Here is a 15,567-nt window from a genome sequence, read left to right as displayed (position 1 = left end):
GGCAGCGTCCTGCCCCGTGGTCGTGGGCAACGTCATACGTTGCGGTCGCCCGGGCGACCGGGCCGTATGACGTTGCGGGCCAAGGACTCAGAGTGACAGCACCCAGTTGCGCAGCAGAGCCGCACCGGCGTCGCCGGACTTCTCCGGGTGGAACTGGGTCGCGGTCAACGGTCCGTTCTCGACGGCGGCGACGAACCGGTCGCCACCGTGCTCGGCCCAGGTGACCAACGGGGCACGAGTGCGGTTGTTGGTCTCCAGGGTCCACTCACGCACCCCGTAGGAGTGCACGAAGTAGAACCGCTCACCTTCGACTCCGGCAAACAGCGAGGTGCCCTCGGGGGCTTCCACGGTGTTCCACCCCATGTGGGGCACGACGGGCGCCCGGAGTCGCTCGACGACGCCCGGCCACTCGTCGCAGCCCTCGCTCTCGACGCCGTGCTCCACACCGCGGGAGAACAGGATCTGCATGCCGACACAGATTCCGAGCACAGGTCGACCACCGGCCAACCGGCGGCCGATGACCTCGTGCCCCTTGACCGCGCGCAGCCCGGCCATGCAGGCCGCGAAGGCACCGACGCCGGGGACCAGGAGCCCGTCGGCGTCCTGCGCCGCAGCACGGTCGGAGGTCAACGTCACCGAGGCCCCGGCGCGCTCGACGGCCCGCACGACGGAGCGGAGATTCCCGGACCCGTAGTCGAGCACGGCAACAGTCGGCGGCACCATGATTCAGAGAGCGCCCTTGGTGGAGGGAACCCCGGTCTCACGGGGGTCGATGGCGATCGCGTCACGGAAGGCGCGGGCGAAGGCCTTGAACTGGGTCTCGACGATGTGGTGCGGCTCGCGCCCGGCCAGCACCCGCACGTGCAGCGCGATGTGAGCGTGGAACGAGATCGACTCGAACACGTGGCGGGTGAGTGAGCCGAGGAAGAAGTTGCCGGCCGGGTTGCCGATCAGCACGTGCTCCTGGCCCTCGGGCTCACCGGTGTGCACGCAGTAGGGACGCCCCGAGACGTCGACGACGGCCTGCACCAGCGCCTCGTCGAGGGGCACGGTGGCGTCACCGAAGCGACGGATGCCGACCTTGTCGCCGAGTGCCTCACGGATCGCCTGGCCGAGCACGATCGCGGTGTCCTCGACGGTGTGGTGCGAGTCGATGTGGGTGTCGCCGCTGGCGTGCACGACGAGGTCGACCAGCGAGTGGCGGGCGAACGCCGTGAGCATGTGGTCGTAGAACCCGATCCCGGTGGAGATCTGCGTCTCGCCGGTGCCGTCGAGGTCGAGCTCGACGTGGATCTTGGACTCCTTGGTCTCGCGATCGATCCGTGCGGTCCTGCTCATCCCTGCCCCTCCCTCATGACCCGGCCTTCATGACCTCGGTCAGTGCGTTCTTGAAAGTCGTCATCTCGCCCGGGGTGCCGATCGACACCCGCAGCCATCCGTCGGGGCCCGTCTCGCGGATGAGTACGCCGCGATCGAGCAGGCCCTGCCAGACGGCGTGCCGGTCCTCGAAGGTGCCGAACAACGCGAAGTTCGCGTCGGTCTCGGCAACCCGGAGTCCCTGCTCGCGGAGCCAGCCTACGGTCTCGTCCCGCTCCCGGCGCAGGTCGTCGACCCGGCCGAGCAGCTCCGGCGCGTGGCGCAGGGCAGCCAGCGCGGTCGCCTGGGTGACGGCGGACAGGTGGTAGGGCAGCCGCACGACGCGCACGGCATTGCAGATCTCGGGTGACGCGGCGAAGTAGCCGAGTCGAGCACCGGCGAGCGCGAACGCCTTGCTCATCGTGCGCGAGACCACCAGGTTGCGGTGCTGCGGGAGCAGCTCCAGCGCGCTGGGAGTGCCGGCGCGACGGAACTCGCCGTACGCCTCGTCGACCACGACGATGCCGGAGTGGTCATCGGTGGCCGCCGCCTCGCACAGCATCGACACGGCCTCCGGAGGCAACGCGGTGCCGGTCGGGTTGTTCGGCGACGGGAGGAGCACCACGTGGGGTCGGTGCTCGCGAATCAGCTCGCGCGCGGCATCGAGGTCGAGCGAGAAGTCGGTCTCCCGCCGACCCACGACCCAGTTGGTCATCGCGTCACGGGCGTACTCGGGATACATCGAGTACGTCGGTGCGAAGCTCAACGCAGTGCGTCCGGGACCCCCGAAGGCCTGGAGCAGCTGCAGCATCACCTCGTTGGAACCGTTGGCGGCCCACAGCTGATCCGCGGTGAGTCCGAGTCCACCGTCGGTGTTCAGGTAGTCGGCCAGGGCGGTTCTCAGGTCGGTGAACTCGCGGTCCGGGTAGCGGTTGAGGTCGACCGCCGCCTCCGCCACCGATGCGGCGATGTCTGCGACCACCTCGGCCGAGGGGCCGTAGGGGTTCTCGTTGACGTTGAGCTGGACGGGTACGTCGAGCTGCGGGGCGCCGTAGGGCGCAATCCCTCGCAGCTCCTCGCGCAGGGGTGGCCAGGCCGACGCCTCGAGCGAGGTCCTCTCGGCGGTCATCGTCGGTCGAACCTCACACGTACGGCGGCACCGTGGCCGGGCAGGTCCTCGGCCTCGGCCAGGGTGACCACGTGGTCGGCCACTGCCTGCAAGGCCTCGCGGGAGTAGTCCACGACGTGCACTGCCTTGCGGAACGCACGGACCGACAGGCCCGACGAGTGGCAGGCACAGCCGGCGGTCGGCAGCACGTGGTTGGAGCCGGCGCAGTAGTCCCCGAGCGACACGGGCGCGTAGGAGCCGACGAAGATCGCCCCGGCGTTGAACACCCGGGAGGCCCAGGTGGCGGCGTCCGTGGTGTGGATCTCGAGGTGCTCGGCGGCGTAGGCGTTGACCACGGCCAGGCCCTGCTCGAGGTCGTCGACCAGGACGATGCCGGACTGCTGGCTCGAGAGCGCGGTGCGGATCCGCTCGACGTGGCGGGTCACCGAGACCTGCTTGTCGAGCTCGGACTCCACATCGACAGCGAGCTGCTCCGACGGCGTGACCAGGACCGCGGCGGCGAGCGGGTCGTGCTCGGCCTGGCTGATCAGGTCGGCTGCCACGAACGACGCATCCGCTGTGTCATCGGCGAGGATGGCGATCTCGGTCGGCCCGGCCTCGGAGTCGATCCCGACGACTCCCTTGAGCAGGCGCTTGGCGGAGACGGTGTAGATGTTGCCGGGCCCGGTGACCAGGTCGACACGCCGGCAGGGACCCGCGCCGTGGGCGAACATGGCGATCGCCTGGGCGCCGCCGACGGCGTACACCTCCTCGATGCCGAGCAGCTCGCAGGCGGCCAGGATCGTGGGGTGCGGCAGACCGCCGAACTCCTTCTGCGGCGACGACGTCAGCGCGATCGAGGACACCCCGGCCGCCTGGGCCGGCACCACGTTCATCACGACCGAGGAGACCAACGGCGCCACGCCACCGGGCACGTAGAGCCCCACGCGTTGCACGGGGACGTAGCGGTGGGTGACCGTCGCACCGTCGCCGAGCGAGGTGACCACGTCGTCCTCGAGCTCGGCCTCGCACGTGGCGCGAAGCCGACTGATCGACTCCTCCAGCCCGGCGCGGACGCGTGGATCGAGCTCGGCCAAGGCGTGGCGCAGCGCCTCCCTCGGCACCGTCACGTCAGTCTGCTCCACGCCGTCGAACTTCGCGGTGTACTCGACGATGGCATCGAGGCCGCGATCGCGGACGTCGTCGCAGATCGGCCGGACCACGTGCAACGCGGCCTCCACGTCGAAGTCGGCGCGCGGAACCGCGCTCCGCTCGACGGGCGCTCCAGCGCGGCCACGGAGATCGATGCGACGAATCATGTCGCCGAGTCTAGTTGTCGCCGGCGCGCGCCCTCACCCGGTTTCGGTTGGCGGAAGCCTGGGGCCGTGCACGGACGACCCGCGACCGCCCCTCGGAGGACCTCGGTTGGCCGCACCTCCTGCCGCTAGTGTGGAGAAATGACCGAGAGGCTGCCGCTGTTCCCCCTCAACACGGTGCTCTTTCCCGGCATCTCCGTCCCGCTGCGGGTCTTCGAGGACCGCTACCGTGCGCTCGTCCATGAGCTGATGCGGATCGAGGACCCGGCCGAGCGGTTGTTCGGGTCGTGCGCCATCCGCGAGGGGTTCGAGGTCGGCGAGCGCGGTGGTCAGTCCTTGCACCGGGTCGGCTGCGTGCTGCAGCTGACCGAGGTCGAGTCGCACCCCGACGGCACCTTCGACATCGTCGCGGTCGGACGAGGGCGGCTGCGGTTGGAGTCGCTCGAGACCACCGGTGAGTTCCTGGCCGGCCAGGTGGACCTCGTCGACGAGCCCGCCGGGCCCGGCCCCCGGGCGGACGAGACGGCGACGGTCGCTCGGGGCACCTTCGAGACCTATCGCACGGTGCTGTCCCGGATCCGGGGTGAGGACGTGCTCACCGGGGACCTCCCCCAGGACCCGACCTTCCTGTCCTGGACGATGTCGGCCACCTGCCTGCTCACCATGCGTGATCGACAGATGCTCCTCGAGGCCGACGACGCCGTCATCCGTCTGGCCATGCTGACCGAGATGATGCGCGAGGAGATCCGGGCCATGGTGGTCCTGCCGTCCCTGCCGGCGACCGAGGTGTCGCGCACCGGCTGGTCACCCAACTGAGACGCGCCATGGCGAGGAAGAAGCCCGGCGGTACGCCGGCAACCGTGGCCCTGACCCGAGCCGGGGTCGACTTCACGCTGCACACCTATGCGCACGACCCACGGGCGACCAGCTTCGGCCACGAGGCCGCCGAGGCGCTGGGAGTCGAGGCAGACCGAGTCTTCAAGACGTTGGTCGCCGACGCCCAGGGCACCCTGGTGGTGGGCATCGTGCCGGTCACCCGACAGCTGGACCTCAAGGCACTGGCGCGCAGTGTGGGGGCGAGCAGAGCCGCCATGGCCGAGCAGTCGACCGCCGAGCGTGCCACCGGCTACGTGGTCGGTGGCATCTCACCGATCGGCCAGAAGCGAGACCATCCCACGGTGCTCGACGAGTCGGCCCTGGCCCACCCGAGTGTCTTCGTCTCGGGAGGTCGCCGGGGCCTCGACATCGAGCTCTCCCCGACCGACCTGGTGGCGCTGGTCGGTGCTCGGGTCGAGCGCATCGCTCGACCCGAGCACTGAGCTCACTCGGTGGTGATCTTGATCAACGCGTGCACCTCGTCGCCGTCGGTCCACGAGCTGATGCCCATGGCCTCGAGGGGCTCGGCGTTGTCGAGCACCTCGGCCGGGGCCTCTGCCGTGCGCAGGACCTCGAGCAACCAGTCCCCGGCGTCGAAGTTCGCGAAGAGGATGGCAGAGGAGTCCTCGGCCTCGGGGACGACGGACTGGAACGTGTCGTCGCCGCCGAGGTCACCCCCGTCGGCGAGCAGGTCCAGGTAGGCCTGGCTCGGCGAGACGAGGACATAGCCGTCGTGCTCCTCCGAGGTCAGCAGCTCGACGTCGGAACCGAGGTCCTCGCTCATCCGGGCGCGCATCTTGTCGAGGGTTGCCTCGATCTCGTCAGGGTCTCCCTTGACCTTGAACGCCACCGGAAGCTCGGTGGGCCCGCCCTCGACGACCTGGTCGGGGTCGAAGTTGCTGTCGAGGGCCAGCACGAACGACTCGCCGAACAAGGTCTCGAGGTCCTCGGGCAGCGACAGCCCCGTCTCGGCCTCCGCATCGGCGATCGCCTCGTCGAAGGACTCCATGGTCTGATCCTCGATGATCGGTCGCAGCTGCTCGAACAGTGCTTCTCCCCAGCCGTCGGCCATGCCTGCGCCGAGGGCGACCGCGGTGCTGTCCGGCAACGTGGACAAGGTGTCGTCCCCGCGGTCGCCACTGATCAGCTTGCTGCTGGCGGTGTTCATCTGGCCGGTGGCGAACTCGATCTCGAGGTTTCCATCGTTGAAGCGGACGGTGCCGGCACCGCCCTTGAAGTCCTCGAGCGCGCTGACCAGCTCGTCACTGTCGCCACCGACCTCGGAGTCCACGGCATCGGTCAGCGGCGAGAACTCCGCCAGCTGGTCGCCCGCCTCGGACGACGCGTAGACACTGATGACACCCGGATCCCCGGCCGCGTCGGTCCACTTCTGGTACTGCTCGTCGTCCTGGAGACTGGCGTCCTTCGCGTCGTCGACGACCGTCTGGGCGATGTCCTCGGTCTCGGCCAGCACCACCCAGTCACCGTTGAACGCGTAGCCACCGATGTCCTCGCTCTCACCGGTGGCATCGTTGCCGCAGTTGACGATCTTGTTCAGTCCGTCCTCGGCCTTGTCCTGGTTCTTGACCTGCACGACCAGCACCGGGTCCGGGTGCTCGTTCCCCTGGTCGATCACGGCGACCGCCGCTCGGTCACCGAGCCACGGCTCGATGTCGTCGTCGTAGTCGAGCTCGGTGCAGGCACCTGAGTCCTGGATCGACTCGAAGATCTTCTTGCGTACGTCGTCATCGGCCTCGAGGCCGGTGCCCTCCTTGAAGGCCGGGAACTTGCGCAGCGTCCTGAGCGCCTCGATCTTCTGCTCACCCGACGGATCGAGGTCGACCGAGAGGTAGGCCAGGGTGTCGTCGGGGAGGGCCTCAGCCGGCTGTGGTCCCTGGTTGAAGAACGCCATCCACGCCCACACGCCACCGCCGACCAGGACCACGCCACCGGCCAGGAGCCCGATCAGGAGGCCGCGTCGACCACCGCGCCCTGAGCGAGGTTCGCTCGGCATCGCGCCACCCGGTCCGGCACCGAGATGCTCGGACACCGGCGCCGAGCCGTGATGTGCGGCGTACCGGGGGTCGTACTGGCCCGGCCCTCCCTGTGCCTGGAACGGCGGTCCCTGGATCGGGCCGGTCGGGCCCGGGTCGTAGGGACCCGCGCCCTGGGGACCCGGGCCATGGGGGCCGGTCTGGCCCTGCTGAGGGCTGCCGCCGGGCTGCTGCCAGGGTGCACCAGAGTTGTCCTGGCCGAAGCCGGGCTGGCCGTAGGGGTCAGGAGTGCCACCGGCCCCCGGTGGTGGATTCTGAGAAGACACGTGGTTCCCCCGTCTTGATGGTCGTGCTCACGTCTGGTGGCGCTCAGGCTACCCGTTGGACTGGGGGTCAAACTGCGCTTCGCCGTTCTCCACGGAGGAAGTCGCTGCGGATGTGTGCGGACGTCGACGATCCCGGCGACGCGTGAAGCACGTCAGCACGACCACCGAGCCGAGGGCGGCTCCTCCGGGGAACGAGGTCAGCACCGTCACCCACGGGGCGTGCAGGTCGCCCTTGACCTTCGCGAAGTCGTCAGCCCGTCGGGCGGCCTCGGCTGCCGAGTCCGGTCCCAGGGCCTTGCCGACGGCCAGCATCACTCCCCCGGCCGCCAGTGAACCCACCACCACGGCGAGCAGGGTCCAGACCTCGTCCCTCTCGAAGACGAACGTCGAGACGAGGCTGATCAGCACGCCGGCGACCACCGCGACCAGGAAGTAGAGACCGACGCCGCGGAAGTCCTTGTCGTCCTCGAAGCGCGGCACGTGGCCGTAGACGACGCCCTCGGGGGCCGGCGCCCACAGCTGGTGCCACAGCCAGCCGCAGAACAGCCCGGCCAGCACGAAGGCGCCGATCACGATCAGCACGTCGCGCAGAATGGCGGTGGTGCGCTCACTGGCCAAGGCAACCCGGTCCCAGGAGCTGCTTGAGGTCGGCGAAGAGCGCGCCGCTCGGGGTGACCCGCAGCCGGTCGTCGAGGCGCATCACTGTCGTCCCGGCGCGGGCGAGCAGCTTCAGCTGCACCTCGGACATCCCCGGGTGCGTGCGCAGGACTTCCTTGAGCTGCTCCACGACCGGCGCGGTGCAGCGGGTCGCCGGCAGGCTGATCACCACGGGCCCGCTGGGGCCGTCGTTGAGGTCCGGCATGCTGACTTCCTGCCCGTGGATCTCGGGCTGGTCCTTCTGCCGGGAGAGCCTGCCCTTCACGGTCAGGATCGCGTCTTCGGTCAGGTAGGTCGAGGCCAGCTGGTAGGAGCTCGGGAAGAAGAGCACGTCGATCGCACCGTCGAGGTCCTCCAGGGTGACCATCGCCCACGTGTCACCCCGTTTCGTGATCTTGCGTTGCACGGCGGTGACCAGTCCGGAGACCGTGATGGGCGAGCCGTCGGAGCGGTCCTCGTCGAGCATCAACGCACCGATCGAGCAGTCAGCGCTCTGGGAGAGCACATGCTCGAGGCCGAGCAGCGGGTGGTCCGAGACATAGAGGCCGAGCATGTCGCGCTCGTGGCTGAGCAGCGTCATCTTGTCCCAGTCGTCGATGTCGGGGATCGTCACCGAGATCCCGAATCCCGAGGATTCAGCGCCATCGAGGCCATCCATCTGGGCGAACAGCGAGTCCTGGCCGATCGCCTCGTTGCGCTTGATGTCGACGTACTGGTCGACGGCGGTCTCGTGGATCGCCACCAGGGCCCGACGCTTGTGCTTCATGTCGTCGAAGGCGCCGGCCTTCACCAGCGACTCGATGACCCGCTTGTTGCAGACCAGCGCGGGCACCTTCTCCATGAAGTCGTTGAAGTCGGTGTAGCGGCCCTTCTCCTGACGGGCTGTGACGATGCCGTCGACGACATTGCCGCCGACGTTGCGGACCGCGGTCAGGCCGAAGCGGATGTCGTTGCCGACCGGGGTGAAGTTGGAGGCCGACTCGTTGACGTCGGGAGGCAGGACCTGGATCTTCATCCGACGGCACTCGTTGAGATAGATCGCCATCTTGTCCTTGTCGTCCTTGACGGACGTGAGGAGCGCGGCCATGTACTCGGCCGGGTAGTTGGCCTTGAGGTAGGCGGTGTAGTAGGACACCACGCCGTAGGCTGCCGAGTGCGCCTTGTTGAACGCGTAGTCGGAGAACGGCAGCAGGATCTGCCACAGCGTGTTGATCGCGTCCATCGAGTAGCCGCGTTCCTTCATGCCGCCGGAGAAGCCGATGAACTGCTTGTCGAGCTCCTCCTTCTTCTTCTTGCCCATCGCCCGACGCAGGATGTCGGCCTGACCGAGCGAGTAGCCGGCCAGCTTCTGGGCGATCGCCATCACCTGCTCCTGATAGACGATCAGGCCGTAGGTCTCACCGAGGACGTCCTCGAGTGCCTCCGCGAGCTCGGCGTGGATCGGTTCCACCGGCTCACGTCCGGTCTTGCGGCGTGCGTACTTGTTGTGGGAGTCGGCCCCCATCGGGCCGGGGCGATAGAGGGCGCCGACGGCCGAGATGTCCTCGAAGGTGTCCGGCCGCATCGAACGCAGCAGGGAGCGCATCGGGCCACCATCGAGCTGGAAGACGCCGAGCGTGTCACCGCGCTGCAGGAGCTCGTAGGTCTTCGGGTCGGTGAGCTCGAGGTCCTCGAGGACCAGGTCCTCGCCGCGGTTGGCCTTGATGTTCTTCACCGCGTCGTCGAGGACGGTGAGGTTGCGCAGGCCGAGGAAGTCCATCTTGATCAGGCCCAGCGACTCGCACGTCGGGTAGTCGAACTGGGTGATCATCGCGCCGTCGGCAGGGCGCTTGAGCATCGGGATGATGTCGACCAGCGGCTCGCTGGACATGATCACGCCGGCCGCGTGGACTCCCCACTGACGCTTGAGGCCCTCGATGCCGATGGCGGTGTCGACAACGGTCTTGACGTCCTGGTCGCCCTCGTAGAGGGCCCGGAACTCGCCTCCCTCGCCGTAGCGCTTGTGGTCGGGCTTGAAGATGTCCTGGAGGGGGACGTCCTTGCCCATCACGGCCGCCGGCATCGCCTTGGTGATGCGGTCACCCATCGCGAAGGGGTAGCCGAGGATGCGCGACGAGTCCTTGACGGCCTGCTTCGCCTTGATCGTGCCGTAGGTGATGATGTAGGAGACCCGGTCGTCGCCGTACTTCTCGGTGACGTACTTGATGACCTCGCTGCGCCGACGCTCGTCGAAGTCGATGTCGAAGTCGGGCATCGAGACACGGTCGGGGTTGAGGAACCGCTCGAAGATCAGGCCGTGCTGGAGCGGGTCGAGGTCGGTGATGCGCATCGCGTAGGCGACCATCGACCCGGCACCCGAGCCGCGACCCGGCCCGACGCGGATGCCGTTGTCCTTGGCCCAGTTGATGAAGTCGGCGACGACGAGGAAGTAGCCGGGGAACCCCATCTGGGTGATCACGCCGAGCTCGAACTCCGCCTGCTTGCGGACGTCGTCGGGCACCCCGTTCGGGTAGCGGAACTTCAGGCCGGTCTCGACCTCCTTGACCAGCCAGGAATCCTCGTTCTCCCCGGGAGGACAGGGGAAGCGCGGCATGAAGGTGCCGTTGCCCTCGGTGAACTCGACGTTGCACCGCTCCGCGATCAGCAGCGTGTTGTCGCAGGCTTCGCGGAGCTGGTACTTGCCCTCCCACAGCTCGCGCATCTCGGCCGGCGACTTGATGTAGTAGCCGTCGCCGCTGAACGCGAACCGCTGGCCGGGCCCGTCGCCGGCCGGAATGGTCATCGTCGAGCCGGAGTTGATGCAGAGCAGGTGCTCCTGCGACTTGGCGTCCTCCCGGCGGACGTAGTGCGAGTCGTTGGTCGCGATCGGCGGGATGCCGAGGTCCTTGCCCAGCTTGAGCAGGCCGTCGCGGACCCGGTTCTCGATGGTCAGGCCGTGGTCCATCAGCTCGAGGAAGTAGTTCTCCTTGCCGAGGATGTCTTGGAAGTCGCCGGCCACCTTGCGAGCCTCGTCGTACTTGCCGTAGCGCAGGTGCACCTGGATCTCACCGGAGGGACACCCGGTGGTGCCGATGATGCCCTTGCCGTGCTGGGCGAGCAGCTCGCGGTCCATGCGAGGTTGCTTGAAGAAGCCGTCACGCCAGGCGCCGGTGGTGAGCCGGAACAGGTTGTGCATGCCCTCGGTGGACTCCGAGAGCAGCGTCATGTGGGTGTAGGCACCCCGTGCGGAGACGTCGTCGGAGCCTCCGTCGTAGAAGTTGACGCCCTTGCGCTCGAAGCGGGAGATGTTGGGCGTGAAGTAGGCCTCGATGCCGATGATCGGCTTGACACCGGCTGCCTTCGCCTTCCGGTAGAAGTCGTAGGCCCCGTAGACGTTGCCGTGGTCGGTCATCGCGATCGCCGGCATGCCCAGCTCGGCCGTCCGCTCCGCCATGTCCCCGAGTCGTGCGGCTCCGTCCAGCATGGAGTACTCGGTGTGCACGTGCAGGTGCACGAAGGAGTCGGACGTCATCGGTGAAGCGTCTCCCAAGAGCTAGGTGCGGGCAGGCTGGACGGTGCTGAGGCGAGTGGCCTGGCGCCGATCAAGGGGAAGAGCGCCAGCCTACGTGACCGGTCCGGTCGATCCTGACACGACGCACGGACAGTCGTTCGCAAGGGCCGCTCAGGGAGCGTCCTCGACGGCAGCGGCCAACGATTCGGCAATGATCACATCGACGATCCGACCCATCCGCACCACGCCCAGGGCTGGCGCCAGACGGGCCATCCGCTCGGCGATCTCCTGCTCGCGCGAGGCATCGCGTCCGGCCGTGCCACCGACGGGCTTGCGTTCCTGCACGGCGGCCGTCAGAGCCGCCCGACGGGCCAGCAGCAGGCCGAGGTCGTGGTCGACGTGGTCGATCTGGCCGCGCAGGTAGTCGAGTGGCTCCTCCCCCGGCCACGCCATCCGGATGTCCGGAGAACGTTCCTCGTTGTCCGCGCCGTCGGTGCATTCGAGCTCGATGAGCCCGTGTCGGCGGTAGAACTCCCGGGCGGGGGCGTTGGTCTCGAAGACCCACAGCGCGAATCCCTGCGGGCGTCGGCTGCGCGCCACCTCGAGCAGCGCTGACCCGACACCTGAGCGCTGGGCGCTCGGCTCGACGTACAGGGATTCCAGCCAGCCCTCGGTGAGCGCCAGAAATCCGACGGGACGGTCGGCCTCGGCCACCCACACCTCGCGCTCGTCAAGGTTCCACGAGACGACCCAGGCTCGGATCTGCGCCGAGGTGTGCACGGGCGGAGGCATCTGCGGAACCGCGGCCCCCCGGGCACGTTCATAGAGGGTGGCGATCGCCGGCAGGTCATCATCGGTGGCGGGACGCAGGCTCAGCTCGGACGACATGCGTCCAGTCTCTCAACCCAGAGCGCGGCCGTGCTCCTCCTGTCTCATCCCGCGCGGGTCACCGGACGGACCGGACCGGCCGAGGCTCAGTGGGCGCCGCGAATGGTGTCGAGGGCTGCAGCAAGGTCGTCGGGATACTCCGACTCGTAGGTGACGTAGTCGCCGGACTCGGGGTGCTCGAAGCCGAGCTTCACCGCGTGCAGCCACTGCCGCTCCAGGCCCACCCGCTTGGTCAGGCTCGGATCCGCACCGTAGGTCAGGTCGCCCACGCACGGGTGCTTCAACGCGGCCATGTGCACCCGGATCTGGTGGGTGCGGCCGGTCTCCAGGTGCACCTCCAGCAGGCTGGCGAACCGGTGCGCCTCGAGGAGCTCGTAGTGGGTGACGCTGTGCTTGCCGTCGGCCATCACGGCGAACTTCCAGTCCGACTTCGGGTGCCGCCCGATGGGCGCGTCGATGGTGCCGGTCAACGGGTCGGGGTGCCCCTGCACCAGGGCGTGGTAGGTCTTGTCGACCGTGCGCTGACGAAAGGCGTTCTTGAGCACCGAGTAGGCGTGCTCGGACTTGCAGATGACCATCACGCCCGAGGTCCCGACATCGAGGCGTTGCACGATGCCCTGGCGCTCGGAGGCGCCACTGGTGGCGATGCGGTAGCCCGCACCGGCCAGGTGGCCGACGACGGTGGGACCGGACCAACCGGGGCTGGGGTGCACGGCGACTCCGACGGGCTTGTCGATCACCACGATGGCGTCGTCGTCGTGGATGATCTTGATGCCTTCGACGATCTCGGCGCGCACCTCGAGTGGATCCGCCATGCGAGGGAACACCACGTCCAGCATCGCCCCGGGGTGCACGCGGTCGGACTTGCCGACACCGGCACCGTCCAGCTGGACGTGGCCCTCGAGGATCAGCTCCGCCGCCCGGGTGCGGGAGACGCCGAACATCCGGGCGATGGCGGTGTCGACGCGCTCACCCGCGAGGCCCTCGGGGACGAACACGGTGCGTTGGTCAGTCATGGAGGGTTCCGTCGAGTCGCCGGCCACGGATCACCATCACGATGATGGAGACGGCAGCCAGGTTGATCAGGATGTCGGCGACGTTGAAGATCGGCCAGTTGGGCAGCTCCAGGAAGTCGACCACGTGGCCGTGCATCGGTCCGGGAGCGCGGGTCAGCCGGTCCGCGAGGTTGCCACCGACACCGCCCAGCAGGAAGCCGAAGGCGACCGCCCAGCCGACACTGCGCAGTCGGAACGACAGGACGACGACCAGGCACAGCGCGAAGATCGCGAAGAGGGTCAGCGCCCACGTGAATCCGGTGCCCGTGCTGAACGCCGCGCCCGGGTTGAACGTCAACCGGAACCCGAACCACGTGCCGAGCACATCCACGCGACCGCGGTCGGCCAGCGAGTCGACAGCCCAGTTCTTGGAGAACAGGTCGATCAGGAAACCGGTGAGACCGAGGCCCCAGAAGATCTGGAGGCAGCGGGGTCGACGGGTGGGCACATCCGGCTCTTGGGCCGGTGAATCGCTGGAGCTCAGCGACGTTCCTCGCGCTGCTTGCATGACATGCACAGTGTCGCACGCGGGAAGGCCATCAACCGCATCTTGCCGATGGGGTTGCCGCACGACTCGCACACCCCGTAGGTGCCGTCGTCGATGCGCTCCAGTGCACGCTCGATCTGCGCCAGCATGTCGCGGGCATTGTTGACCACGATCAGCTCCTGGTCACGCTCGAAGCTGGTGGCGCCCATGTCGGCCTGGTCGTGGCCGGCTCCATCGCCTGCGTCCTTCATCAGCCCGGCCAGCTCCTCCTCCTGCTCGAGGAGCTCCTGACGCAGACGGTCGGCGTGGTCGTTCAACTCGGTCAGGACCTCGTTGAGCTCGGCCTTGGTCCACTTGGACTCGTCCTCGCGCACGGCCAGCGAGGACGGCGCCGCCTTCTTGGTGGCCTTCTTCGTCGCCGCCTTCTTGGCCGCCTTCTTCGATGCCTTCGGCACCGGCACGCTCGACTTCACCGGCGTCTCCTTCGTGGACGAGGCCGCTGCAGCCTTCTTGGTCGCGGTCTTCTTGGTGGCAGCCTGCTTGGCGGCGGTCTTCTTCGCGGGAGCGGTCTTCTTCGCGGAAGCCGTCTTCTTGGCAGCAGCCTTCTCCGCGGGCGCAGCCTTCGCGGGGGCCTTCTTGGCCGGAGCCTTCTTCACGGGTGCCTTCTTCGCAACGGCCTTCTTGGCAGCAGCGTCCTTCGCGGGCGCAGCCTTCGCGGGGGCCTTCTTGGCCGCCACCTTGGGCGCCGCCTTCTTCGCGCCGGACTTCTTCGCGGGAGCAGCCTTGGCGGGCGCCTTCGTGGCCGCCGCCCCCTCGGGGGCGGACTTCCTCGCAGCAGACTTCTTCGCCGTTGCCTTCTGCGCAGGGGCAGCCTTGGTGGCCGTCTTGGGGGCTGTCTTCTTCGGCCCGTCGGACCCGGCCTTGGCGTCAGGGGCCGTCCTCGACTTTCGCGACATGACCTTCTTCGCGACTGCCGCAGCTCCAGCCAACGACCTCTTCGTGCTGCGTGCCATGGAAAACAGGCCTCCTCGTGGCCGAACCACTTGTGGCGGTCGCCACATTCAAGTGGTCGGAGGCTAGTCGACTCTCAGGCACTACTCAAACCGGCACGCACGACGGGGATCGGCGATAAATGAACACCGGCCGGATCCCCTGTGGGATCCGGCCGGTGACCGTCGTTCATGAGGGCAGCTCAGCCCTCGTCCTCGCCGAGGATCGAGCGCAGGCGCTTCGGCGGCTGGGTCGCCGACTCACCGGTGACCTGACCCGCTTCGGGCGTCGAGTCCAGGGACTCGAGCTGCTGGGTGAAGTAGCTCTTGAGCCGGGAGCGGTACTCGCGCTCGAACGAGCGGAGGTTCTCCACCTCGCCGTTGAGCTTGTCGCGCTCCTTCTCGAGGTCACCGAACATCTGCTGGCGACGCTCGGCCGTCTCGGAGTCGAGCATCTGCGAACGGCTGCGGGCGTCGGACTCGAGCCGGTCGGCCTTGACCTTCGACTCGGACTCCAGGCGCTCGGCCTTCGTCCGGGCCTCGCCCACGATCTTGTCGGCCTCGTTCTTGGCATCGTCGACGAGCTCGTCGGCGTTGCGAGTGGCGATCTCCAGCAGGCGCGCGGCAGCGTTGGACGCCTGGGCGACCGTCTCGACACGCAGGGTCTCGGGGGCCGCGGCCGGGGCAGCGGCGACCGGCGCGGGGGCCGGAGTCGGGGCCGGAGCCGGGGTCGGCTCGGGCGTCGGCTTCTTCTCCTCGATGGGAGCAGCAGCGGCGACGGGCGCGCCGGACTGGGCTGCGGAGAGCTTGGACCGAAGGTCTTCGTTCTCCTTGGTGAGCCGTGCGAGCTCGGCCTCCACCTCGTCGAGGAACTGGTCGACCTCATTCATGTCGTAGCCCTCACGGAGCCGGACAGGAGTAAAGCGCTTGTTGCTCACGTCCTCAGGCGTCAGCGGCATGAACTCACCCATTCGTTGTAGACAGCGGAAGTTCTTTCTTTCGAACAATAGCGCTTGCAGCGCAAG

At 68.2% G+C, this 15,567-nt stretch carries 14 protein-coding genes; 2 read left to right on the top strand and 12 right to left on the bottom strand.

Features of this window, described 5'->3' with window-relative positions:
• Nucleotides 1-87: 87 nt before the first annotated feature.
• Genes hisH through hisD form a run of 4 tightly spaced genes read right to left on the bottom strand, consistent with a single transcriptional unit; the run spans nucleotide 88 to nucleotide 3,783 of the window.
• Entirely contained in the window at nucleotides 88-723 is a 636-nt protein-coding gene (gene hisH, locus ncot_RS07040) for an imidazole glycerol phosphate synthase subunit HisH (RefSeq protein WP_206065191.1), read from the bottom strand.
• A gap of 3 nt (nucleotides 724-726) precedes the next feature.
• Nucleotides 727-1,338 (bottom strand): imidazoleglycerol-phosphate dehydratase HisB, encoded by a 612-nt coding sequence (gene hisB, locus ncot_RS07035; RefSeq protein ID WP_168616964.1) that lies wholly within the window; start codon nucleotides 1,336-1,338, stop codon nucleotides 727-729.
• 13 nt (nucleotides 1,339-1,351) lie between these two features.
• On the bottom strand, nucleotides 1,352-2,485 hold the full coding sequence (locus ncot_RS07030) for a histidinol-phosphate transaminase (RefSeq protein WP_168616963.1): 1,134 nt from the start codon (nucleotides 2,483-2,485) through the stop codon (nucleotides 1,352-1,354).
• Nucleotides 2,482-3,783 carry a histidinol dehydrogenase gene (hisD, locus tag ncot_RS07025; RefSeq protein ID WP_168616962.1) on the bottom strand — a complete coding sequence of 434 codons (1,302 nt, stop codon included), beginning with the start codon at nucleotides 3,781-3,783 and terminating at the stop codon, nucleotides 2,482-2,484. The genes ncot_RS07030 and hisD overlap by 4 nt, the downstream gene beginning before the upstream one ends.
• 138 nt (nucleotides 3,784-3,921) lie before the next feature.
• Here hisD and ncot_RS07020 point away from each other — a divergent pair, with 138 nt between their 5' ends.
• Both ncot_RS07020 and ybaK read left to right on the top strand, forming a co-directional pair.
• Nucleotides 3,922-4,596, top strand: coding sequence for an LON peptidase substrate-binding domain-containing protein (locus ncot_RS07020; RefSeq protein WP_168616961.1), 675 nt, complete (start codon nucleotides 3,922-3,924; stop codon nucleotides 4,594-4,596).
• An 8-nt stretch (nucleotides 4,597-4,604) separates the two neighbouring features.
• A complete protein-coding gene (gene ybaK, locus ncot_RS07015) occupies nucleotides 4,605-5,099 on the top strand; it encodes a Cys-tRNA(Pro) deacylase (protein ID WP_168616960.1) in 495 nt (164 codons plus the stop codon).
• A gap of 2 nt (nucleotides 5,100-5,101) precedes the next feature.
• Here ybaK and ncot_RS07010 read toward each other — a convergent pair whose 3' ends face one another.
• The 8 genes from ncot_RS07010 to ncot_RS06975 all read right to left on the bottom strand — a co-directional run bounded on the left by ncot_RS07010 (nucleotide 5,102) and on the right by ncot_RS06975 (nucleotide 15,513).
• Nucleotides 5,102-6,976 carry a DUF3352 domain-containing protein gene (locus tag ncot_RS07010; RefSeq protein WP_168616959.1) on the bottom strand — a complete coding sequence of 625 codons (1,875 nt, stop codon included), beginning with the start codon at nucleotides 6,974-6,976 and terminating at the stop codon, nucleotides 5,102-5,104.
• A gap of 48 nt (nucleotides 6,977-7,024) precedes the next feature.
• Nucleotides 7,025-7,558, bottom strand: a complete 534-nt coding sequence (locus ncot_RS07005; protein ID WP_168616958.1) for a hypothetical protein — start codon at nucleotides 7,556-7,558, stop codon at nucleotides 7,025-7,027.
• A gap of 25 nt (nucleotides 7,559-7,583) precedes the next feature.
• Nucleotides 7,584-11,144, bottom strand: coding sequence for a DNA polymerase III subunit alpha (gene dnaE / locus ncot_RS07000; RefSeq protein ID WP_168616957.1), 3,561 nt, complete (start codon nucleotides 11,142-11,144; stop codon nucleotides 7,584-7,586).
• 150 nt (nucleotides 11,145-11,294) lie between these two features.
• Nucleotides 11,295-12,011 carry a GNAT family N-acetyltransferase gene (locus ncot_RS06995; RefSeq protein WP_168616956.1) on the bottom strand — a complete coding sequence of 239 codons (717 nt, stop codon included), beginning with the start codon at nucleotides 12,009-12,011 and terminating at the stop codon, nucleotides 11,295-11,297.
• Nucleotides 12,012-12,097: 86 nt separating this feature from the next.
• On the bottom strand, nucleotides 12,098-13,027 hold the full coding sequence (locus ncot_RS06990; protein ID WP_168616955.1) for an RluA family pseudouridine synthase: 930 nt from the start codon (nucleotides 13,025-13,027) through the stop codon (nucleotides 12,098-12,100).
• A complete protein-coding gene (locus tag ncot_RS06985) occupies nucleotides 13,020-13,514 on the bottom strand; it encodes a signal peptidase II (protein WP_240938117.1) in 495 nt (164 codons plus the stop codon). Before ncot_RS06985 ends, ncot_RS06990 begins: the two co-directional genes overlap by 8 nt.
• A gap of 32 nt (nucleotides 13,515-13,546) precedes the next feature.
• A complete protein-coding gene (locus ncot_RS19855) occupies nucleotides 13,547-14,566 on the bottom strand; it encodes a TraR/DksA C4-type zinc finger protein (RefSeq protein ID WP_346766635.1) in 1,020 nt (339 codons plus the stop codon).
• 179 nt (nucleotides 14,567-14,745) lie between these two features.
• Complete coding sequence (locus ncot_RS06975; RefSeq protein ID WP_168616953.1) at nucleotides 14,746-15,513, bottom strand: DivIVA domain-containing protein; 768 nt, start codon at nucleotides 15,511-15,513, stop codon at nucleotides 14,746-14,748.
• Nucleotides 15,514-15,567 lie beyond the last annotated feature (54 nt).

The sequence above is a fragment of the Nocardioides sp. JQ2195 genome, assembly GCF_012272695.1.
Classification (GTDB): Bacteria; Actinomycetota; Actinomycetes; order Propionibacteriales; family Nocardioidaceae; genus Nocardioides.
This window is presented reverse-complemented; position numbering and strand designations above follow the sequence as displayed.